At 70.1% G+C, this 21,915-nt stretch carries 21 protein-coding genes; 16 read left to right on the top strand and 5 right to left on the bottom strand.

Going from position 1 to position 21,915, the window contains the following annotated elements; genetic code table 11:
• The first annotated feature begins 14 nt into the window (after positions 1-14).
• From HFL01S_RS11060 to HFL01S_RS11030, 7 genes are all read left to right on the top strand, one after another.
• Complete coding sequence (locus tag HFL01S_RS11060) at positions 15-1,016, top strand: ABC transporter permease (RefSeq protein ID WP_066258352.1); 1,002 nt, start codon at positions 15-17, stop codon at positions 1,014-1,016.
• A 93-nt stretch (positions 1,017-1,109) separates the two neighbouring features.
• A complete protein-coding gene (locus HFL01S_RS11055) occupies positions 1,110-2,051 on the top strand; it encodes an ABC transporter substrate-binding protein (protein WP_066258350.1) in 942 nt (313 codons plus the stop codon).
• A 64-nt stretch (positions 2,052-2,115) separates the two neighbouring features.
• Positions 2,116-2,970, top strand: coding sequence for a fumarylacetoacetate hydrolase family protein (locus tag HFL01S_RS11050; protein ID WP_066258348.1), 855 nt, complete (start codon positions 2,116-2,118; stop codon positions 2,968-2,970).
• A 1-nt stretch (position 2,971) separates the two neighbouring features.
• Positions 2,972-4,261 (top strand): L-fuconate dehydratase, encoded by a 1,290-nt coding sequence (locus HFL01S_RS11045; RefSeq protein ID WP_066258346.1) that lies wholly within the window; start codon positions 2,972-2,974, stop codon positions 4,259-4,261.
• A complete protein-coding gene (locus HFL01S_RS11040; protein WP_066258344.1) occupies positions 4,258-5,142 on the top strand; it encodes an L-fucono-1,5-lactonase in 885 nt (294 codons plus the stop codon). The genes HFL01S_RS11045 and HFL01S_RS11040 overlap by 4 nt, the downstream gene beginning before the upstream one ends.
• 32 nt (positions 5,143-5,174) lie before the next feature.
• A complete protein-coding gene (locus tag HFL01S_RS11035; protein ID WP_066258342.1) occupies positions 5,175-5,951 on the top strand; it encodes an L-fucose dehydrogenase in 777 nt (258 codons plus the stop codon).
• An 18-nt stretch (positions 5,952-5,969) separates the two neighbouring features.
• Complete coding sequence (locus HFL01S_RS11030; RefSeq protein WP_066258341.1) at positions 5,970-6,308, top strand: L-rhamnose mutarotase; 339 nt, start codon at positions 5,970-5,972, stop codon at positions 6,306-6,308.
• Between the two features lie 21 nt (positions 6,309-6,329).
• Here the strand turns inward: HFL01S_RS11030 and HFL01S_RS11025 are convergent, their stop codons facing one another.
• Positions 6,330-6,908: a flavodoxin family protein gene (locus HFL01S_RS11025; RefSeq protein WP_066258339.1), complete on the bottom strand. Its 579-nt coding sequence runs from the start codon at positions 6,906-6,908 to the stop codon at positions 6,330-6,332.
• Positions 6,909-6,922: 14 nt separating this feature from the next.
• Between HFL01S_RS11025 and HFL01S_RS11020 the strand changes: the two genes are divergently transcribed.
• Entirely contained in the window at positions 6,923-8,062 is a 1,140-nt protein-coding gene (locus tag HFL01S_RS11020) for an NAD(P)/FAD-dependent oxidoreductase (protein ID WP_066258338.1), read from the top strand.
• Between the two features lie 15 nt (positions 8,063-8,077).
• Here the strand turns inward: HFL01S_RS11020 and HFL01S_RS25395 are convergent, their stop codons facing one another.
• The 3 genes from HFL01S_RS25395 to HFL01S_RS25070 all read right to left on the bottom strand — a co-directional run bounded on the left by HFL01S_RS25395 (position 8,078) and on the right by HFL01S_RS25070 (position 9,673).
• On the bottom strand, positions 8,078-8,332 hold the full coding sequence (locus HFL01S_RS25395; RefSeq protein ID WP_169802330.1) for an energy transducer TonB: 255 nt from the start codon (positions 8,330-8,332) through the stop codon (positions 8,078-8,080).
• A gap of 265 nt (positions 8,333-8,597) precedes the next feature.
• Entirely contained in the window at positions 8,598-8,975 is a 378-nt protein-coding gene (locus tag HFL01S_RS11010) for a VOC family protein (protein WP_066258334.1), read from the bottom strand.
• Between the two features lie 71 nt (positions 8,976-9,046).
• Complete coding sequence (locus HFL01S_RS25070; protein ID WP_157538844.1) at positions 9,047-9,673, bottom strand: ankyrin repeat domain-containing protein; 627 nt, start codon at positions 9,671-9,673, stop codon at positions 9,047-9,049.
• Positions 9,674-9,823: 150 nt separating this feature from the next.
• On the opposite strand from HFL01S_RS25070, the gene HFL01S_RS11000 reads away from it, so the two are divergent.
• Both HFL01S_RS11000 and HFL01S_RS10995 read left to right on the top strand, forming a co-directional pair.
• A complete protein-coding gene (locus tag HFL01S_RS11000; protein ID WP_066258332.1) occupies positions 9,824-10,882 on the top strand; it encodes a ligase-associated DNA damage response exonuclease in 1,059 nt (352 codons plus the stop codon).
• Complete coding sequence (locus HFL01S_RS10995; RefSeq protein ID WP_066258330.1) at positions 10,879-12,543, top strand: ATP-dependent DNA ligase; 1,665 nt, start codon at positions 10,879-10,881, stop codon at positions 12,541-12,543. The genes HFL01S_RS11000 and HFL01S_RS10995 overlap by 4 nt, the downstream gene beginning before the upstream one ends.
• Here the strand turns inward: HFL01S_RS10995 and HFL01S_RS10990 are convergent.
• A complete protein-coding gene (locus HFL01S_RS10990) occupies positions 12,531-13,457 on the bottom strand; it encodes a LysR family transcriptional regulator (RefSeq protein WP_066258329.1) in 927 nt (308 codons plus the stop codon). The genes HFL01S_RS10995 and HFL01S_RS10990 overlap by 13 nt on opposite strands.
• Positions 13,458-13,522: 65 nt before the next feature.
• On the opposite strand from HFL01S_RS10990, the gene HFL01S_RS10985 reads away from it, so the two are divergent.
• The 6 genes from HFL01S_RS10985 to pdeM all read left to right on the top strand — a co-directional run bounded on the left by HFL01S_RS10985 (position 13,523) and on the right by pdeM (position 21,703).
• The gene (locus HFL01S_RS10985; protein ID WP_066258327.1) at positions 13,523-14,428 is read left to right on the top strand and encodes a DMT family transporter; all 906 of its coding nucleotides are present in this window, start codon (positions 13,523-13,525) and stop codon (positions 14,426-14,428) included.
• Between the two features lie 94 nt (positions 14,429-14,522).
• Entirely contained in the window at positions 14,523-17,069 is a 2,547-nt protein-coding gene (locus tag HFL01S_RS10980) for a ligase-associated DNA damage response DEXH box helicase (RefSeq protein ID WP_066258326.1), read from the top strand.
• Between the two features lie 53 nt (positions 17,070-17,122).
• Positions 17,123-17,848 (top strand): ABC transporter ATP-binding protein, encoded by a 726-nt coding sequence (locus tag HFL01S_RS10975; protein ID WP_066258324.1) that lies wholly within the window; start codon positions 17,123-17,125, stop codon positions 17,846-17,848.
• On the top strand, positions 17,832-20,336 hold the full coding sequence (locus HFL01S_RS10970; RefSeq protein WP_066258322.1) for an ABC transporter permease: 2,505 nt from the start codon (positions 17,832-17,834) through the stop codon (positions 20,334-20,336). The genes HFL01S_RS10975 and HFL01S_RS10970 overlap by 17 nt, the downstream gene beginning before the upstream one ends.
• Positions 20,337-20,421: 85 nt before the next feature.
• Positions 20,422-21,045 carry a glutathione S-transferase family protein gene (locus tag HFL01S_RS10965; RefSeq protein WP_066258318.1) on the top strand — a complete coding sequence of 208 codons (624 nt, stop codon included), beginning with the start codon at positions 20,422-20,424 and terminating at the stop codon, positions 21,043-21,045.
• Entirely contained in the window at positions 21,023-21,703 is a 681-nt protein-coding gene (gene pdeM / locus HFL01S_RS10960; protein WP_066258314.1) for a ligase-associated DNA damage response endonuclease PdeM, read from the top strand. The genes HFL01S_RS10965 and pdeM overlap by 23 nt, the downstream gene beginning before the upstream one ends.
• The last annotated feature ends 212 nt before the right edge of the window (positions 21,704-21,915 follow it).

Genomic DNA, 21,915 nt, shown 5'->3' with positions numbered 1-21,915 from the left:
AACCAGACCCCGCCATGACCGACAAAAACACCGCTCCCTCCTGGCTGGCCCGCCTCTCCGGCGGCCAGGCCAAACAGAAACTGCTGGCCTTTGCCAGCCTGATCGCGCTGATCGTGGTGTTCAGCGTGCTCAAGCCCGATGCCTTCATGACGCAGGACAACATCATCGGCATCCTGCAGTCCACCACGGTGATCGGCGTACTGGCGATTGCCAGCACCTTCATCATCATCACCTCGGGCATCGACCTCTCCGTGGGCGTGCTGATGACCTTCTGCGCAGTGATGGCCGGCGTGTTCATGGTGAACCTGGGCCTGCCCATGCCGCTGGGCATCGTGCTGGCCATCGGCATGGGCGCGCTCTCGGGCTGCGTCTCCGGGCTGGCCATCACCAAGCTCAAGGTGCCGCCGTTCATTGCCACGCTGGGCATGATGATGCTGCTCAAGGGCCTGTCCCTGCTGATCACGCAGACCCGCCCGATCTACTTCAGCGACGCGGAGGGCTTCGACCAGATCTCGCTGGGCTCGCTGCTGGGCGACCTGATCCCGGCGCTGCCCATTCCCAACGGCGTGATCATCATGTTCCTGGTGGCCGTGGTCGGTGCTGTGGTGCTGAACAAGACCGCCCTGGGCCGCTACACCTTCGCCCTGGGCAGCAACGAGGAAGCAGTGCGCCTGTCGGGCGTGAACGTGGACCGCTGGAAAGTGATCATCTACTCCTTCTCCGGCGGCATCTGCGGCATCGCCGGCCTGCTGATCGCCTCGCGCCTGAACTCGGCGCAACCCGCGCTGGGCCAGGGCTACGAGCTGGACGCCATCGCCGCGGTGGTGATCGGCGGCACCTCGCTCAGCGGCGGGGTGGGCACGATCCTCGGCACCATCATCGGCGCCTTCATCATGAGCGTGCTGATCAACGGCCTGCGCATCATGTCGGTGGCGCAGGAGTGGCAGATGGTGCTCACCGGTCTGATCATCATCCTGGCGGTCTACACCGACAACCTGCGCCGCAACAAGCCATGAGGAGGCCGCACCACGCCACAAGCCTTTGACCTTGCACCCCTTTCCCTCTTTCGTGATTCCCCCCAACCCAAGCTATTTCAAACGGAGACAAACATGAACACCAAGAGAACCCTGCTGGCACTGACCGCGGGCCTGGCACTGGCCGGCTTCACCAGCTTCGCATCGGCCCAGGAGGTCTACATCCCCCTGGTGTCCAAGGGCTTCCAGCACCAGTTCTGGCAGGCCGTGAAGCAGGGCGCCGACCAGGCCGCCAAGGAGTACAAGGTCAAGGTGACCTTCGAAGGACCGGAGACCGAACAGCAGGTCGACAAGCAGATCGACATGCTGTCGGCCGCCATGGCCAAGAAGCCTGCCGCCATCGGCTTTGCCGCGCTGGACAGCAAGGCCGCCATTCCGCTGCTGAAGAAGGCCCAGGCCGCCAAGATCCCGGTGATCGCGTTCGACTCCGGCGTGGACAGCGACATCCCGGTGACCACGGCCACCACGAACAACGTGGCCGCCGCCGCCCTGGCCGCCGACAAGATGGCCGAGAAGATCGGTGGCGAAGGTGAGGTGGCGGTGATCGCCCACGACCAGACCAGCCGCACCGGCGTGGACCGCCGCGACGGCTTCCTGAACCAGATCAAGGCCAAGTACCCCAAGATCAAGGTGGTGGACGTGCAGTACGGTGGTGACCAGCTGAAGTCGGCCGAGATCGCCAAGGCGCTGCTGCAGGCGCACCCCAAGCTCAAGGGCATTTTCGGCACCAACGAACCCGGCGCCATCGGTGCGGGCAAGGGCATCAAGGAAGCCAAGAAGACTGGCCTCGTGATCATCGGCTTCGACTCGGGCAAGGCCCAGAAGGACATGATCAACGACGGCACCATCGCCGGCGCCATCACCCAGAACCCGGTGGGCATCGGCTACAAGACCGTGGAAGCCGCGGTGAAGACGCTCAAAGGCGAGAAGCTGCCCAAGATCATCGACACCGGCTTCTACTACTACGACAAATCGAACATGAACGACCCCAAGGTCGCCGCTGTTCTGTACGACTGATCCACCACCCACCCTCCCCGCACCGCTGGCGCGGCGCGGGGAGCCAACACCTCAAGGACTAAAAGTGAAACTCTTGCGCTACGGATCCCCCGGCCAGGAAAAACCCGGCGTGCTCGACGCCCAGGGGCGCGTGCGCGACCTCTCCGGCGTGATCGCCGATGTGGCCGGCGCGGCCTTGCTGCCGGAGAGCCTGGCGCGCCTGCGCGGCCTCGACCTCAACAGCTTGCCGCTGGTGGCCGGCACACCGCAACAGGACCTGCGCCTGGGCGCCTGCGTGGGCCAGGTGGGCAAGTTCATCTGCATCGGCCTGAACTACTCCGACCACGCGGCCGAGAGCGGCATGCCGGTGCCGCCCGAGCCGGTGGTGTTCAACAAATGGACCAGCGCCATCGTCGGGCCCGACGACGACGTGGAAATCCCCCGCGGCTCGGTCAAGACCGACTGGGAAGTGGAACTGGGCGTGGTGATCGGCAAAGGCGGCCGCTACATCGAGCAGGCCGACGCGATGTCGCATGTCGCCGGCTACTGCGTGGTCAACGACGTGTCCGAACGCGAGTACCAGCTCGACCGCAGCGGCACCTGGGACAAGGGCAAGGGCTGCGACACCTTCGGCCCCACCGGCCCCTGGCTGGTGACCGCCGACGAGGTGCCCGACCCGCAGGCACTGCGCATGTGGCTGGAGGTGGACGGCAAGCGCTACCAGGACGGCAGCACCGCCACCATGGTCTACGGCGTGGCCTTCCTGATCAGCTACCTGAGCCGCTTCATGAGCCTGCAGCCGGGCGACGTCATCTCCACCGGCACCCCGCCCGGCGTGGGCCTGGGGCAGAAGCCGCCGGTCTACCTGCGCGCCGGGCAGACCATGCGCCTGGGCATCGACGGCCTCGGAACCCAGACCCAGAAGACCGTGCAGGCCTGACATGACCACGATCACCGACCTGCGCGTCGTGGACGTGCGCTTTCCCACGTCCCAGCATCTGGACGGCTCGGACGCGATGAACCCGGACCCGGACTATTCCGCGGCCTATGTGGTCCTGGAAACCGACCGGCCCGGACTGGAAGGCCACGGCCTGACCTTCACCATCGGGCGCGGCAACCAGATCTGCTGCGCCGCCATCGAGGCCATGCGCCACCTGGTGGTGGGCCTGGACATGGCCTGGGTGGCCGAGGACATGGGCCGCTTCTGGCGCCACATCACCTCCGACAGCCAGCTGCGCTGGATCGGCCCCGACAAGGGAGCGATCCACCTGGCCACGGGCGCGGTGGTCAACGCCGTGTGGGACCTGTGGGCCAAGCAGGAAGGCGTGCCGGTGTGGGAACTGGTGGCGCGCATGAGCCCGGAAGAAATCGTCAAGCTGATCGACTTCCGCTACATCACCGACTGCATCACGCCCGAGGAGGCGCTGGCGCTGCTGAAAGAGCGCGCCGTGGGCAAGGACGAGCGCCGGGCACGGCTGCAGCGCGAGGGCTACCCCTGCTACACCACCTCGGCGGGCTGGCTGGGTTACCCCGACGACAAGCTGCGCCGCCTGGCGCAGGAGGCCGTCGACGCGGGCTTCCACCACATCAAGCTCAAGGTGGGGCGCGACCAGGCCGACGACATCCGCCGCCTGCGCATCGCGCGCGAGGTGCTGGGGCCGGACCGCCACCTGATGATCGACGCCAACCAGGTCTGGGACGTGCCGCAGGCCATTGCATGGCTCGAAGAGCTGGCGTTTGCCAAACCGTGGTTCATCGAAGAGCCCACCAGCCCCGACGACATCGAGGGCCACCGCCAGATCCGCGAGGCGATGCTGGGCAAGATGAAGGTGGCCACGGGCGAGATGTGCCAGAACCGCATCATCTTCAAGCAGCTCATCATGCGCGGCGCCATCGACGTGGTGCAGATCGACTCGTGCCGCCTGGGCGGTGTGAACGAGATCCTGGCCGTGATGCTGATGGCCGCGAAGTACAACTTGCCGGTGTGCCCGCACGCGGGCGGCGTGGGCCTGTGCGAGTACGTGCAGCACCTGTCGATGATCGACTACCTGTGCATTGCCGGCACGCACGAAGGCCGGGTGATCGAGTACGTGGACCACCTGCACGAACACTTCAAGGACCCCTGCGTGGTCCGCGGTGCCGCGTACATGCCGCCCACGGCGCCGGGCTTCTCGATCGAGATGAAGCCTGAATCCCTGAAGCAGTACGAGTTCAGGCCAGCCGCCGCATGAAGATCGACACCCACCAGCACTTCTGGCACTACAACGCGCCGGAGTTCCCTTGGATCAGCGAGGCCATGCCCGCCCTGCGGCGGGACTGCCTGCCGCCGGACAACCGCGCGGCCCTGCGGGCGGCGGGCGTGGACGCGGTGGTGGCCGTGCAGGCCCGCACGCGGCCCGACGAGACCGACTTCCTGCTGCAGCAGGCCGAGCGCCACCCCGAGGTGCTGGGCGTGGTGGGCTGGGCCGATCTGGCGGCCGCCGATCTGGAAGCACGGCTGCAGGCCTGGTGCGCCCACCCGGCCTTCAAGGGCCTGCGCCACATCCTGCAGGACGAGGCCGATGCCATGGCCTGGGTGGAAGCCCCGGCCCACCGGCAAGGCCTGCAGACCCTGCAACGGCACCAGCGCGTCTACGACGTGCTGGTGTTCGAACACCAGATGCCCGCCGCGGTGGCCTTGTGCGCCCGCCACGACGCACACTGGCTGGTGCTGGACCACGTGGGCAAACCCGCGCTGCGCGAGTGGCGGGACGACACCGCCTCGCCCGCCTGGCGGCAGGGCCTGCGCGAACTGGCCGCGATGCCGCACGTGATGTGCAAGCTCTCGGGCCTGGTGACCGAGACCGACTGGCCGCACCGGCCCGACCTGACGCGCCAGGACGCCCACCACATCCTCGTGTGCTTCGACCAGGCGCTGGAGGCCTTCGGCCCGCAGCGCCTGATGTTCGGCTCCGACTGGCCGGTGTGCCAGCTGGCGGCGCCCTACGACCTGGTGCACGAGCTGGCCGAGCAATGGGCTTCCTCGCGCCTGAGCGCCGCGGAACAGGAGGCGTTCTGGAGTGGCAACGCCATCCGCTGTTACGGCCTGAACCCACCGGCGACCACGGCCTGACGGCCCCACCCTTCCCCACCCCATTCCCTCCCATGGACCTGCATCTGAAAGACAAGGTTGTCATCGTCACCGGTGGCGCCAGCGGCATCGGCGCCGCCATCTCGCTCACCCTGGCCGACGAAGGCGCCATCCCCGTCATCCTGGGCAAGAGCCCCATGACGGAGGAGTTCATGGCGCAGCTGAAGGCCCGCACGGCGCAGCACCTCTTCGTGCAGGTCGAGCTCTCGGACGACGCGGCCTGCCGCGCGGCCGTGGAGCAGACGGTGGCGCGCTTCGGCCGCATCGACGGCCTGGTGAACAACGCCGGCGTAAACGACGGCATCGGCCTGGACGCAGGCCGCGAGGCCTTCATGGCCTCGCTGGAGCGCAACCTGGTCCACTACTACGTGATGGCGCACTACTGCGTGCCCCACCTCAAGGCCACCAAAGGCGCCATCGTCAACGTGTCGTCCAAGACCGCGCTCACCGGCCAGGGCAACACCAGCGGCTACACCGCGTCCAAGGGCGCCCAGCTGTCGCTCACGCGCGAGTGGGCGGCGTCGCTGCTGGCCGACGGCGTCCGGGTGAACGCGCTGATTCCGGCCGAGGTGATGACCCCTCTGTACGAGCGCTGGATCCAGACCTTCGACAACCCCGCCGAGAAGCTGGCCGCCATCACCGCCAGGATTCCGCTGGGCCACCGCATGACGACTTCGGAAGAAATGGCGCGCACCTGCGTGTTCCTGCTCTCCGACGCCTCGTCGCACACGACCGGGCAGTGGGTGTTTGTCGACGGCGGCTACACCCATCTGGACCGAGCCCTGACCTGACCCTCTCCCGGAGCCCCCATGCGCTACGCACTGGCACTGGACCTGGTCGACGATGCCCAGCGCATCGCCGACTACGAGAAAGCCCATGAACGCATCTGGCCCGAGGTGCGCGACCACCTGCGCGCCCAGGGCGTGCGCGGCATGGAGATCTACCGCCTGGGCACGCGCCTGTTCATGGTGATGGAAGTGGACCCGGCGGTGTACAGCGCGCAGGCGATGGCCGAGGCCTCGCTCGCCAACCCGCACATTCAGCGCTGGGAGACGCTGATGTGGACCTACCAGGCGCCCACGCCCTGGACGCCCGACGGCGAAAAATGGGTCGAGATGAAACGGATCTTCGACCTCTCGACCCAGTGACGCCCATCGGGCGGTCCGCCGTCAGTCGCGGTCGGGCACCCCGAGAAAGAACGTCGGAGCGGCGGCCACTGCATGCTCGTCGCCCTTCGCCGCGTCGGGTGGTCCGCCCTTGCCCCACAGCACCCCGGCCAGCGGCATGTCCAGGAACTTGGCACACATGGCGGTCGAGTCGATCATGGGCTGGGCCTTGGCCCGGTCGCCGTTGGTGGTGATCAGCCACAGGCGCTTGGCGCTCATCCGTGCCTTGAACTCCAGCCCCGGCACGCGCAGCCAGGCGCTCCAGTGGTCCAGGTAGGCCTTGAGCGTGCTCGGGAAGCTGAACCAGTAGACCGGCGCGACGAAGACGAGATCGGTGCAGGCCAGGGTCTGGTCCAGCAGGCCGCGCATCACACTGCCGTCATCGGGCATGGGGTAGCTGCCCTCGGTGTGGCGCTGGTCGACGAATTCGGGGATGCCGGCGCGGGCCAGGTGCACCCAGGTCTGGGCGGTGTCGGCGGGCAGGCTGGCCGCGGCCTGTCGGGCCAGCCACTCGGTGTTGCCGACGTGGCCCGGTTCGCGGGTGGAGGCGACGAGGAAGAGAAAGCGTTTCGGGTCGGTCATGGCAACATCCTGCCATGACCGCCACCACACACGACTTCCTCATCCTCGGCGCCGGCATCGCGGGCGCGTCCATCGGCCACTTCCTCGCGCCACACGGCCGCTGCCTCATGCTCGAACGCGAGAGCCAGCCGGGTTACCACAGCACCGGGCGCTCGGCGGCGCAGTTCATCGCCAGCTACGGGCCGCCGCAGGTACGGGCGCTGTCGCGCGCCAGCGAGCCCTTCTTCCTGAACCCGCCACCGGGCTTCGCCGAGGCGCCGCTGCTCACGGCGCGCGGGCTGCTGACGGTGGCCGGGCCGGAGGAAATGCACCACCTGGATGAGGCCTGGACCACCCTTCAGCAGACCAGCCCGCGCGGGCGCCGCCTGGACGCCAACGATGCGCTGGCCATGGTGCCGGCGTTGCGGCCGGAGAAGGTGAGCGCGGCGATCTACGAGCCCGACAGTTTTGACATGGACGTGCACGCCATCCACCAGGGCTACCTGCGCGGCTTCCGGCATGCGGGCGGCACGCTGGTGTGCGATGCCGAGGTGGTGGCCATCGAACACCGCGACGGGCTGTGGCGGGTGCGCACGGCGGCGGGTGCCGAGTTCGCAGCGCCCGTGCTGGTCAACGCCGCCGGCGCGTGGTGCGACGCGGTGGCGCAGCTGGCGGGCCTGGCCCCCATCGGCCTGGTGCCCAAACGCCGCACCGCCTTCACCTTCCTGCCGCCGGCCGGCACCGACACCGCGCACTGGCCGCTGCTGCTGGCGGCCGACGAGAGCTTCTACATGAAGCCCGACGCGGGCGCCCTGCTCGCCTCGCCGGTCAACCAGGACCCCACGCACCCGCAGGACGTGCAGCCCGAAGAGCTGGACATCGCGCTGGGCCTGCACGCACTCGAAACCTGGACCACGCTCACACCACGCCCCACCCACACCTGGGCCGGGCTGCGCTCCTTCGTGGCCGATGGTGAGCTGGTGGGAGGCTTCGACGCGACGGCGCCGGGCTTCTTCTGGTGCGCGGCGCAGGGCGGCTACGGCATCCAGACCAGCGCGGCCATGGGCGAGGCCTGCGCGGCGCTGGCGCGCGGTCTGCCGCTGCCTGCGCACATCAGCGACTGCGGGCTGACGGAGGAGATGCTGTCGCCCGCGCGGACGACGTTGCGCGGCTGAACCGTCTGGCCACGGTCATTGCACGGCAAAGCGGAATGGCAGGTTCATGCGAACGGACGTGGGCTTGCCGTCGCGCAGCGGCGGCTCGAACCGCCAGGTCTCCAGCGCTTCGGTCATCAACCGGACCAGCTCCGGGTTGTCATCCGGCCTAGGCGTCACGCCAGTCACCAGCCCTTGCGGATTGATCGTGAACCGGATCAGGACGCTGCCGGAGTGCACTCTCGAAATCCAGTGGGGGTAGTCTGGCGCTAGCACGGTGATGGCCTTCAAGGGTTTGTCGAGCGATGGTGGGGACAACTTCTCGATCTCTTTCGCGAGGAGACGGTCCACCTCAGACGGACTGAACTCACCCTCTGCCGCCGAAGGCATTGAATAGCGCAGCAGAGGAGATCGGCAACCCTGCAAACCGAGGCCCATTGCAGCCCACACGAGGCTTCGCCCCAAAAAATCTCGTCGCAGACACACGGCAAACCACTCCCTTTTCACCACTTAGCCAGCGCCCCACCCAAGGGGCGCCGTACCGAAAAAACGCCCGTCACGCCATCGAATGCAGTCCGACGCGGTTGCCTTCGGTGTCGATGAAGTGGGCGAAGAAGCCGAAGCCGCTGCCGATGTCGGTCTTGGGCACGGCCACCATGCCGCCGGCCGGCTCCACCCGGGCCAGCATCACCGCCAGGTCGTCACCCCCGTTGAGGTAGATCAGGGTGCCGCTCTTTGACGGCGCGGTACCGTCGCCGTGCACGATGGCGCCGCCGATGGCCTCCGGGCTGGTGGACAGAAAGCCCATGGTGGACGGCCCCATGGTCATGGTCTCGATGGGGCGGCCGAGCACGGCCTCGTAGAACGCCTTGGCGCGGGCGAAGTCGTTGGCGGGAATCTCGAACCAGCTGATGGCGTGGGGACTCGCGGACATGGTGACCTCCTTGAAAGAACAGGCTGGTGACTGTGCCTGGCGGTGGCGGGCCGGTCAACCGGCCGCCGGCCTCAGGAAGCGAACCACCACAGCGCCAGCAGCGCCAGCCCCATGAGCAGGTGCAGGCGGACCAGCCATCTCAGCAGCCCCACCGCCACGCCCGCACGCCGGCCGACCGAGCGCGCCCACAGGCCGATCAGGCCCGACACCGCGTACACCACCGACCAGGCGAACCAGTAAACCCCCAGACCCATGCAGCCAAAGCCCTCGCAGCGCAGGCCCAGGCCATAGGCCACCCCCACCGCCAGCGCGACGAACAGCACCCCGTACACCACCGCCCCGGTGAGCGCCAGCGTTCTCGAAGGCGGGCGCTCCAGCGCAAGGCCCACGTCCGCAGGCGGCCGGGGCACGCCCATCGCGTACAGCCTCTCCTCCACCGCCACCAGGCCCATCTGCCGGGCGGCCTGCAGCGGTGTGGCGGCATCGAACTCGGACGGCAGGGCCGGGTTGGCGCCATGGTCCAGCAGGTAGAGGGCCACCGCCTCCTGCCCCGCCAGGATCGCTGCGACCAGCGGCGTGGACAGGAACTCCGGGTGGGCGTAGTTCACGTCGACGCCCGACTTCACATGGTGTTCCACCAGCGCCAGGTCGCCCGCGCAACCGGCGTTGAACATCTCCTTCCAGTCACCCCCAGACATACGCCTCCTATTTTTTTGACGGTTGCGGCCCGCAGCGTTCGGCCGACGCGCAGTCTGACAGAGACCCGCCCGCCCCAGGTCGACATCCCTGGGGTTTCTGCGGGGACCGAGAGGGCGCCGCAAGGCGCCTGCGGCACACTGGCGTGCGCCATGGCCGCCACCCCCACCGCCCCTGCCGCCGACCTCATCGTCGCCCGCCCCGAAGGCCTGTACTGCCCAGCGGGCGACTTCTTCATCGACCCCTGGCGGCCGGTGGAACGGGCCGTGATCACGCATGGCCATTCGGACCACGCGCGCTGGGGCCACGCCCACTACCTGGCGCACACCCACAGCGCCGGCACGCTGCGCCAGCGCCTGGGGGCGGACATCAACCTGCAGACGCTGGACTACGGCGAGGTGATCGAACACCACGGCGTGCGCCTGTCGCTGCACCCGGCCGGGCACGTGCTGGGCTCGGCGCAGGTGCGGCTGGAGCACGGCGGCAGGGTCTGGGTGGCGTCGGGCGACTACAAGACCGAGGCCGACGGCACCTGCGCGCCCTTCGAGCCGGTGCGCTGCGACACCTTCATCACCGAATCCACCTTCGGCCTGCCCATCTACCGCTGGCCGACGCAGGCGGTGCTGTTCGACGAGATCAATGCCTGGTGGCGGCGCAACGCCGACGAAGGCCGCGCCTCGGTGCTGCTGTGTTACGCCTTCGGCAAGGCGCAGCGCATCCTGCACAGGGTGGACACCAGCATCGGCCCCATCGTCGTGCACGGTGCGGTGGAGCCCTTGAACGCGGTGTACCGCGCGGCCGGCGTGGCGCTGCCGCCGACGCACCGCGTGACTGAACTCGACAAGACCGCGCTGCAGCGCTCGCTGGTGGTCGCGCCACCCTCGGCCCAGGGCACGCCGTGGATGAAGCGCTTTGGCGCCGACGCGGTGGACGCGTTCGCCAGCGGCTGGATGCTGGTGCGCGGCACGCGGCGGCGGCGCGGCGTGGACCGGGGGTTCGTCATGTCCGACCACGCCGACTGGCCCGGGCTGATGAGCGCCATCAAAGCCACCGGCGCCGAACACATCCGCGTGACGCACGGCAGCGTGCCGGTGCTGGTGCGCTGGCTGACCGAGCAGGGGCTGGACGCACAGGCCTTCGAGACCGAGTACGGCGACGAGGACGCGGCGGACAAGGCCGTTGAAGCTGCGCCTGCGGGGCCTGCTCAATGAAGCGCTTCGCCACCCTCTACCGCGAGCTGGACGCCAGCACCGCCACGCGCGAGAAGCAGGCCGCGCTGCAGCGCTACTTCAGCGAAGCGCCCGCCGAGGACGCGGCCTGGGCGGTGTACTTCCTGGCCGGCGGCAAACCGCGTCAGACCGTGCCCACGCGCGCGCTGCGCGAACTGGCACAAGCAGCCGCAGGCCTGCCCGAATGGCTGTTCGAAGAGAGCTACCAGACCGTGGGCGACCTGGCAGAGACCGTGTCGCTGCTGCTGCCGCCGGCCACGGCGCCGCTGGACCGTGGCCTGGCCGAGTGGCTGACCCGGCACCTGCTGCCGCTGCGCGGTCTGCCACCCGAGGCGCTGGCCGAACGCCTGCGCGAGCAGTGGAACGCCCTGCCCGACGACCAGCGCTTCGTCTACTTCAAGCTCATCACCGGCGGCTTCCGCGTCGGCGTGTCCAAGCTGCAGGTGACACAGGCACTGGCGGCCGTGGCGGGTGTGGACCCCAAGCGCGTGGCCCAACGGCTCATGGGCTACACCCACATCGGCGCCCAGCCGTCTGCCGCCGACTACGCGGCACTGGTGGCGCCCGAGAACGCGACCGAGCAGAACCAGCAGACCAGCGGCCAGCCCTACCCCTTCTTCCTCGCGCACCCGTTCAACGAAGCGCTGGACCGCTTCGACGAGCTGCTTGGTCCCACCGCCGACTGGCAGGTGGAATGGAAGTGGGACGGCATCCGCGCGCAACTGGTGGCGCGGGCGGGCCAGGTCTGGCTGTGGTCGCGCGGCGAGGAGCTGGTAACCGAACGTTTCCCCGAGCTGGCCGCGCTGGGCGAGGCCCTGCCCGAAGGCACGGTGCTGGACGGCGAGATCGTGGTGTGGAGAGATGGGAAACCGCAGCCCTTCGCCGATCTACAGAAGCGCATCGGCCGCAAGACCCTCGGCCCCAAGATCCTGCGCGAGCTGCCGGTGGCCCTGCTCGCCTACGACCTGCTCGAACACGGCGGCCAGGACCTGCGCGAACAGCCGCTCCACGCCCGCCGCGCGGCGCTGGACACGCTGGTACAAGACCTCAACCACCCGCTGCTCATCGCCAGCCCGCTGCTGACCGGTGCCACCTGGACGGAACTTGCAACGCTGCGAGAAGAAGCCCGCGAAGGCGGCACCGAAGGCTTCATGCTCAAGCAGCGCAGCAGCGCCTACGGCGTGGGCCGCACCAAGGCCGCGGGCACCTGGTGGAAGTGGAAGATCGACCCGATGAGCGTGGACGCGGTGCTGATCTACGCCCAGCGCGGCCATGGCCGCCGGGCCAGCATCTACAGCGACTACACCTTCGCGGTGTGGAACGCACCGCCCGGCACCGAAGGCCGGCAGCTGGTGCCCTTCGCCAAGGCCTACTCGGGCCTGAGCGACGCCGAGATGGCGAAGGTGGACGCCATCATCCGCGCCACCACCATCGAGAGCTTCGGCCCGGTGCGCAGCGTGCGGCCCACACTGGTGTTTGAACTTGGGTTCGAGGGCATCGCGCGCAGCCCGCGCCACAAGAGCGGCATCGCGGTGCGCTTCCCTCGCATGCTGCGCTGGCGCGAGGACAAGCCTGTGGAAGAGGCCGACACGCTGCAGACGCTGGCGGCCCTGTTGCCGGACGGGCCCGGTCAGCCCGGCTGAGCCGCTGGGCCGAGCGCGGCCAGCAGGTGGTCGATCAGTGCGCGCACCTTGGGCGGCGTGTGCCGTGAAGCGGGGAACAGCAGGTAGGCCGTGCCCTGGTAGGCGTTGTCGAACACCCAGTCGGGCAGCAGGCGCACCACGCGCCCGGCGGCCAGTGCCTCGCGCGCCACGAAGTCGGGCACACACCCCACGCCCAGGCCGGCCTCCACAGCGGCCAGCCGCATCTCGCTGTGGTTGACGGTGTAGCGGCCGCCCACCGCCACCTCAACCACCTCGTCGCCCTGCACAAAGCGCCAGCGGTTGTCGCGCTCCTGTTCGCCCAGCGCAATGCAGCTGTGGGCGATCAGGTCAGCCGGCGTGTGCACCGGTGCGCGGCCCGCCAAGTAGGCCGGGCTGGCCAGCACGCACTGGCGCACCGGCATCAGGGCGCGGGCCACCATGCCCGGCGGCGGGTCGTCGGTCAGGCGCACCACCAGGTCCACGCCCTCGCGCAGCGCATCGACCGGGCGGTCCACCACCATCAGGTGCAGATCCACCTCGGGGTAACGCTGCAGAAAGTCCAGCAAGGGCTGGTGCAGCAACTGGCGCGCGACGGCCTTGGGGGCGCTGATGCGCACCCGCCCGCGCGGCTCGCCCACATGGCCCTCCGCCACGCGCACCGTGGCCTGGGCCGCGGCCACCATCTCGCGCCCGCGCTCCAGCACCTCCAGCCCCGCCTCGGTCAGGCGCAGCTGGCGCGTGCTCCGCTGCAGCAGGGCCACACCCATGAACTTTTCCAGCCGCGCCACCTGGCGGCTGACGGCCGACGGCGTCTGCCCATGCTGCCGGGCCGCCGCCGAAAAGCTGCCGGCCTCGGCCACGCGGACGAAGGCCACCAGTTCGTGCATCACCTCAAGGACGTAATCTGTTCTCACCGCGCACAACTCCTGTTCTGCCGGCCAGTCTAGTCGGCTGTCAGGCCTGACCGAACAATCGCCGCATGTCTGTTTCCCACACCCTGCTCGCCCCCAAGGTCCGTGCGCCCCGTGTCGAATGGCTGCTCCTGCTGGTCGCCGTCATCTGGGGTGGCAGTTACAGCGCCGCCAAGCTCGCCACCGCCGAAGTGCCGGTGCTGCAGTTCCTGCTGCTGCGCTTCGGCCTGACCTTCGTGCTGCTGCTGCCGGCGCTGCGCCACCTGGCCGGGCCGTCCTGGCCCGCCGCGCTGGCCGGTGCGGCGCTGCTGGGCGCCAACCTGCTGGCCATCTTCGTCTGCGAGACCTTCGGCGTGTCGCTCACCACCGCGTCCAACGCGGCCTTCCTGATCAGCCTGTGCGTGGCCTTCACGCCGCTGTGCGAGTGGTGGCTGCTCGGGGACAAGCCATCGGGGACGACGCTGGCGGCAGCGGCCGTGTCGCTGCTGGGCGCCGGGCTGCTGGCCTTCCAGCACGGCGGCGCCCTGTCCTCGCTGGCCTGGGGCGACGCGCTGATGGTGCTGGCCGCCTTTCTGCGCGGCGTCATGGTCTGCCTGACGCGCCGCCATGGTCAGCGCCACGGCCTGCCCGCGCTCACCATGACCGCGGTGCAGATGGGCGTGATGACGCTGGGCTGCGCGCTGCTGATGGCAGCGTTCCAGACGCCGCTGTGGGTGCCGCTGCCCACCAGCACCACGTTCTGGGGCGCCATGGCCTTTCTCGTGCTGCTGTGCACGGTGCTGGCCTTCTTCGTGCAGAACCGTGCGGCCTCGCGCACCAGCCCCTCGCGGGTGGCGTTGCTGATGGGCAGCGAGCCGCTGTGGGGCGCGCTGATCGCGGTGTTCTGGCTGGGCGAACACATGGCGCTGCAAGGCTGGATCGGCGGCCTGCTGATCGTGGCTTCGGCCTGGTGGGTGACGCGGCCGCGGGCTTGACCCTGTCCGGGCGCTGGGGCGGACCCGCTGCCAGAATGGCCGCACCGTGCCCGCCCACGCCCCTGCCCCCCAACGCCCCGACGCCGCCGCCTGGATGGGCGCGCGCGGCTGGACGCCGTTCCCGTTTCAACAAGAGGTGTGGGACGCGATGGCGCGCGGCGAGAGCGGCCTGCTGCACGCCACCACCGGCGCCGGCAAGACCTATGCCGTGTGGCTGGGTGCGTTGCAGGCGCTGGCCGATGCGGACGCCAAGCGCACGCCGCCGCTGACCGTGGTCTGGCTCACGCCCATGCGCGCGCTGGCGGCCGACACGCTGCGCGCACTGAAAGAACCGCTGTCCGACCTGGCACCAGCCTGGACCGCCGGCGCGCGCAGCGGCGACACGTCCAGCAGCGAGCGCGCCAAGCAGGCCGAGCGCCTACCCACGGTGCTGGTGACCACGTCCGAGAGCCTGAGCCTGCTGATCGCGCGCGCCGACGCGCCCGAGACCCTGGGCCGCACCGCTCTGGTGGTGGTGGACGAGTGGCACGAGCTGATGGGCAACAAGCGCGGCGTGCAGACGCAGCTGGCCATCGCGCGGCTGCGGCGCTTCAACCCGGCGCTGCGCGTCTGGGGCATGTCGGCCACGCTGGGCAATCTGGACGAAGCGATTCACAGCCTGCTCGGCCCGCAAGCCGCCGCGACCGGCCGGCTGGTGCGCGGGCAGACGCCCAAGCAGCTGACCATCGACACCCTGCTGCCGCCGCGCGTGGACCGCTTTCCCTGGGGCGGCCACCTGGGCCTGGCCATGCTGCCGACCGTGGTGCACGAGATCGCCAGCAGCGGCAGCACGCTGGTGTTCACCAACACGCGCTCGCAGGCCGAGATCTGGTACCAGGCGCTGCTGGACGCCAAGCCCGAGTGGGCGGGCCTGATCGCGCTGCACCACGGCTCGCTGGACCGGGCGGTGCGCGAGTGGGTGGAGGCCGGGCTGAAGGCGGGCGAGCTGCGCGCCGTGGTCTGCACCAGCAGCCTGGACCTGGGCGTGGACTTTCTGCCGGTCGAGCGCGTGCTGCAGATCGGATCGCCCAAGGGCATTGCGCGCCTGCTGCAGCGCGCCGGCCGCTCGGGCCACGCGCCGGGCCGGCCCTCGCGCGTGAGCATCGTGCCCACGCACAGCCTGGAACTGGTGGAAGGCGCGGCGGCGCGCGCCGCCGTGAAGACCGGGTTGATCGAGGCGCGTGAAACGCCGAAGCAGCCGCTGGACGTGCTGGTGCAGCACCTGGTGACCGTCGCGCTGGGCGGCGGCTTCAGGCCCGACGAACTGCTGGTGGAAATCGGAACCACCGCCGCCTACGCCGAGCTGCCCGAGGACCACTGGCGCTGGTGCCTGGAATTCGTGTCGCAGGGCGGCGCGTCGCTGGCCGCCTACCCGGACTACCGCCGCGCCGTGCCCGATGAAGACGGCGTCTGGCGTGTGCCCGACGCTCGACTGGCCCGCCGCCACCGCATGAACATCGGCACCATCGTCAGCGACGCCAGCATGGCGGTGCAGTACGTGGGCGGCAGCAAGATCGGGAACGTGGAAGAGAGCTTTGCCGCGCGCCTGAAGCCCGGCGACTGCTTCACCTTCGGCGGGCGCCTGCTGGAACTGGTGCGCATCCACGACATGACGGCCTGGGTCAAACGCGCCACGGGCCGCAAGCCCGCCGTGCCGCGCTGGAACGGCGGCAAGATGCCGCTCTCGACCACGCTGGCCGACGCGGTGGTGGCGCAGCTGGCGCGGGTGCAGGCCGGCGACTGTGACGACCCCGAACTGCAGGCCGCCAAACCGCTGCTGGAACTGCAGGCACAGTGGTCTGCCCTGCCCTCGCCCGACACTTTGCTGGCCGAGGTGATGCACTCGCGCGAAGGCACGCACCTCTTCCTCTACCCCTTCGCCGGCCGGCACGCGCACCTGGGCCTGGCGAACCTGATCGCCTGGCGCGTGGCGCAGCGGGCGCCCAACACGTTTTCCATCGCGGTCAACGACTACGGCTTCGAACTGCTGAGCGCGACGGAGATTGACTGGCCTGCGCTGCTGCCGGAGCTGCTGAAGGAACAGACCGACGACGATGCACTGCTAAACGAAATCCTGCAGAGCCTGAACGCCAGCGAACTGGCCCAGCGGCGCTTCCGCGAGATCGCGCGCGTCTCGGGTCTGATTTTTCAGGGCCACCTCGGCGAGAAACGAAGCAGCCGCCAGCTGCAGGCTTCCAGCAGCCTGTTCTGGGAGGTGTTCCGCAAGTACGACCCCGGCAACCGACTGCTGCAGCAGGCCGAGGCCGAGCTGCTGGCGCAGGAGCTGGAGATCGGCCGCCTGCGCAGCTCCCTGCACCGCATGGCGCGGCAGACCCTGGTGCTCAAGGCTCTGGAACGCGCGACGCCGTTCGCCTTCCCGCTGCTGGTCGAGCGCCTGCGCGAGAAGCTCAGCAACGAAAGCGTGGCCGACCGCATCGCGCGCATGCTGGCCCCGCTGGAGAAGGCGGCCGGCGGAGCCGCCACCAGCGACGCCGACGCGGTGCGCGAATCGCTGGCCTTCGGGCGCGAGGGGGCACCGGAGAAGAAGACCGCGGACGGAAAACGCGAACGCCGGCCACACCGCCCCCGGCGCCCGCGCTGAGCGGCGGCGCAAAAGCCGGGGAACTTGATCGCCCGCCGCCCCTCACACCGCCCATGCCCCAAAACACACCACACCTGATCGAGGCCGACGGCCTCTCCATGCACTACGCCCTCGGCCCGCGGCAGGTGACCGTGCTGCGCGACGTGCAGCTGCGCATAGCAGCAGGCACCCGCGTGGCGATCGCCGGGCCCTCCGGCTCCGGCAAGACCTCGCTGCTGTTGCTGCTCAGTGGCTTGGAGCGCCCGGCGGCCGGCCGCATCCGCATCGCCGGCACCGACCTGGCCAGCCTGGACAGCGACGGCCTGGCCGACCTGCGGCGCGAGCGCATCGGCATCGTGTTCCAGAGCTTCCACCTGCTGCCCAGCCTGAGCGCGCTGGACAACGCCGCCCTGCCGCTGCAGATGGCCGGGGCCAGCGGCGCGCGCGAGACCGCGGCCGACATGCTGCGCCGCGTCGGCCTGGGCGACCGCCTGCACCACCGGCCTTCGCAGCTCTCGGGCGGCGAGCAGCAGCGCGTGGCCATCGCCCGCGCCCTGGTGCACCGGCCGCAGCTGCTGCTGGCCGACGAGCCCACCGGCAACCTCGACGACCAGACCGCCGAGTCGGTGCGCGAGCTGCTGTTCAGCCTCAACCGCGAACTGGGCACGACGCTGGTGCTGGTGACGCACGACCTGGACTTTGCCGCCCGCTGCGACCGCGTGCTGCGCCTGCACGACGGGCAGCTGCACGAGACGCCTGTGACCCGTCAGCCGGAGAGCGCCCATGCCCTTCCTGCTTGACCTGGCCTGGCGCGACCTGCGCGCCAGCGGCCGGCGGCTGTGGATCTTCGTGGCCTGCCTGGTGCTGGGCGTGTCGCTGGTGGCCGCGGGCGGTGGCCTCTACCGCCAGGTGGCCGACGCGCTGCGGCACGACGCGCGCCTGCTGTTTGGTGGCGACGTGGAGGTGGAATCGCCCACGCCGCTGCCGGCCGACGCCCTGGCCTGGATGCAGGCGCGCGGCACGGTCTCGCGCGTGATCGAGCTGCGCACCATGCTGCGCACCGAGGCCGGCCGCGCGCAGCTCATCGAGCTGCTGAGCGCCGACGCCGCCTACCCGCTGTATGGCACGGTGGCGCTGCAGCCGGCCGGCGCGCTGGCCGACACCCTGGCGCAGCAAGACGGCCGCTGGGGCGCTGCCATCGACGCCTCGCTCGCCACGCGCCTGGGCCTCAAGGCCGGCGACCGCATTCACATTGGCGACCTGCCGCTCACCGTGCGCGCGCTGGTGGTGCGCCAGCCCGACCGCAGCCTGCGCGCCGACTGGGGCGCCGCGCCGGTGCTGGTGGCCGAGGGCGCGCCGATGGCCACCGGCCTGGTGCAGCCGCTCAGCCGCGTCGAATACCGCTACCGCGTGCGCACGCCCGACGCCGCCCCCGCCTGGCGTGATGCGTTTCTCGCTGCCTTCCCGGCGCTGGACGCCGAGGTGCGCAGCTTCGACGAGCGCAGCGACCGCATGGCCGAGGTGCTGGGCCAGATCGGCTCGGGCCTGCTGCTGATCGGCTTTTCGGCGCTGTTCATAGGCGGCCTGGGCGTGTTCAACAGCGTGCAGGCCTACCTGCAGGGCAAGCTCACCGGCCTGGCCACGCTGCGCGCGCTGGGCCTGCGCGACCGGCGGCTGGCCGCCTTCGTGCTGCTGCAGATCGGGCTGCTGGCGCTGCTGGCCAGCGCGGTGGGCGTGGCGCTCGGCCTGGGGCTGGCGCTGGCCGGCGCGCAGCTGGCGGCGGACAAGCTGCCGGTGAGCTTCCTGCTGGCCGGCCTGTGGCAGCCGGCGCTGGTGGCCCTGCTGTTCGGCGTGCTGACCGCGCTGGCGTTTTCGTTGCCGGCGCTGGGGCGGGCGCTGTCGGTCTCGCCGGCGGTGTTGTTCCGCGGCACCGAGGGCGCCACGCTGACCGTGCCGCGCTGGGCGCGTCAGGCCACCGCGGGCGCCGCCGTGCTGACGCTGGCGCTGCTGGTGACCACCCTGCCCGACCCGCGCTTTGGCCTGGCCTTCGTGGCCGCCACCGCCGCCGTGCTGGCGGTGCTCGACATGGCCACGCGCGGCCTGCGCCGCGGGGCCTCGCGGCTGCAGCACCACCGCGCATTGCCCCTGCCGCTGCAACTGGCGCTGGCGGGCCTGCAGCAGCCGCAGTCGCCGCTGCGCACCGCCCTGCTCTCGCTGGGTTCGGCGCTCACGCTGCTGGTGGCCTGCACCCTCGTGGTGGTCACCCTGCTGCGCACCGTGAACGACACCGTGCCCGCGCAGGCGCCGGCCCTGGTGTTCTACGACGTGCAGACCGACCAGATCCCGCTGCTGCGCGAGACGCTGCAGGCCTCGCCCGGCCTGCAGGATGTGAAAACCGCGCCGCTGGTGCTGGGCCGTCTGGTGGCCGTCAACGGCGCGGCGCTGCGCGAAAGCGGTGACACCGAACGCGACCGCGAATCGCGCGACGAGCACAAGCTCAGTGACCGCAGCGGCAACTTCGACGATGTGGTCATCGACCGCGGCGCCTGGTGGCCCACCGACCACCGCGGCGAACCTCTGGTAGCAATGGAAGACCGCGAGGCCGACGAGCTGGGCCTGAAGGTCGGAGACCGCCTGCGCTTCGAGATCCTGGGCCAGCCGGTGGAAGCGCAGCTGGCCGCCATCTACAGCCAGCGGCGCATGCAGTCGCGCCTGTGGCTCGAAGCCATCTTCAGCGACGGCGTGCTCGACCCCTTCATCACCCGCCACGTGGGCGCGGCCTGGATGCCGGCCGAGCAGACGCTGGACGCGCAGGACCGGCTGGCCGCCGCCGCGCCCAACATCGCCACCGCGCGCACCGAGTCCATGCTGCGCGAGACCCGCGCGCTGATGGGCCGCGCCAGCGGCGGCCTGAGCGTGGTGGCCGGCGTGTGCCTGGCGGCCAGCCTGCTGGTGCTGGCCAGCGTGGTCGCCGCCAGCCGCAGCCGCCAGCTCTACGACGCGACGGTGATGCACGCGCTGGGCGCGCGCCACTCGCTGCTGCGCGGCGTGCTGGTGTGGGAATACGTGCTGCTCGCCAGCGTCACCGCCGGCTTCGCCCTGCTGGCCGGCAGCGCCCTGGCCACCGGCCTGCTGCTGTGGCGGCTGGACATGAGCCCGGCCGGCCTGTACTGGAGCGGCGGCGTGACCGCGCTGGCCGTCAGCGGCCTGAGCATGGCCCTGGGCGCGCGCTACCTGCTGTCGCAGATGCGCCTGAGCCCGGCCATGCTGCTGCGCAGCGGCGGCTGAGGCGGCTGCAAGCTTGAGACGGAGCCCGCACAATGCGGGTCCACCCGCCCCTGCACAGGCCCCGTCGCAAAGGACCGTTCTCACCATGAGCCTCATCGTCCACCACCTGAACAACTCCCGCTCGCAGCGCCTGCTGTGGATGCTCGAAGAGCTGGAACTGCCCTACGAGATCCGCTTCTACGAGCGCGACAAGGCGACCATGCTCGCGCCGCCCGAATTGAAGAAGGTGCACCCGCTGGGCAAGTCGCCGGTGCTGGAAGACGGCAAGCTCAAGCTGGTGGAGACCGGCGCCATCTGCGAATACCTGGTGGACAAGACCGGCAAGCTCGGCCCCGCCAACCAGGGCGAGGGGCTGCTGCAGTACCGCCAGTTCATGCACTACGCCGAAGGCTCGCTCATGCCCAACCTGCTGCTGATGCTGGCCATGAGCAAGGTGCCGCTGATCGGCGGGATTGCGGTGAAAAAGGTGCAGCCCATGGTGGACGTGCACCTGGACTATGTGGAGCAGGTGCTGGCCTCGCGCCCCTGGTTCGCCGGCAAGGCCATGACCGCGGCCGACATCATGATGAGCTTCCCGCTCGAAGCCGCCGTCTCGCGCGCCGGCCTCGGCCCGTCCCGCCCGGCCACCATGGCCTGGCTCAAGAAGATCCACGCCCGCCAGGCTTACAAGACAGCACTCGAAAAAGGTGGCACCTACGACTACGCCTGACGGGCACGCCACCGTCCACTGGGCCGGCGAGGCGCTGCACCTGCTGCCCGCGCACGCGCTGTGGTGGCCGGCGGGCCAGGCGCTGTTCATCGCCGACCTGCACCTGGGCAAGGCCGCCAGCTACCGCGCGCTGGGCCAGCCTGTGCCCGGCGGCACCACGCGCGACAACCTCGCGCGGCTGAGCGAGCTCATCGCGCAGCACCGCCCCGAAAGGCTGGTGTTCCTCGGCGACTTCCTGCACGCGGCCAGCGGTCGCACGCCACCGGTGCTCAAGGCCCTGCACGACTGGCGCGAACGCCACCGCGACCTGGCGATGACCTTGGTGCGCGGCAACCACGACGACCGCGCGGGCGACCCGCCGCCCGAGGCGCACATCGAGGTGGTGGGCGAGCCCTGGCTGCTCGGCCCCTTCGCCTGCTGCCACCACCCACAAACGCACCCCACCCACTTCGTGCTCGCCGGCCACCTGCACCCGGTCTGCCAGCTCAGCGGCCCCGCGCGCGACGCGCTGCGCCTGCCCTGCTTCGTGAGCGAACCGGGCCAGGCCGTGCTGCCGGCCTTTGGCGCGTTCACTGGTGGGTATGCGCTGCCCGCGGCGCCGGGCCGGCGCTTTCATGCAGTGGGCGGTGATCGGGTCTGGGAAGTGCCAGGGGGTTGATGACTCAGGCGTCTGCTGAGACATACACAGCCCGTTCGGGCGTTTGTGCGCTCCTTGCGTGGTCGGCCATACGTGCTGGACGACATATGCGCAGAGCTTGACCGTTGAATGCGGGGTCATACCCGACGACTCAAGCGATCGCGTCATTCTTAGGCGGTTAGCCAGCGATCAGCGGCGCCCATGCCCGATTCGCAGCCATGCCCGTAGCACTA

The sequence above is a fragment of the Hydrogenophaga flava NBRC 102514 genome (genome assembly GCF_001571145.1).
Lineage (GTDB): Bacteria > Pseudomonadota > Gammaproteobacteria > Burkholderiales > Burkholderiaceae_C > Hydrogenophaga > Hydrogenophaga flava.
The sequence above is the reverse complement of the archived record's forward strand: the minus strand, read 5'-3'. Positions and strand labels throughout refer to the sequence as shown.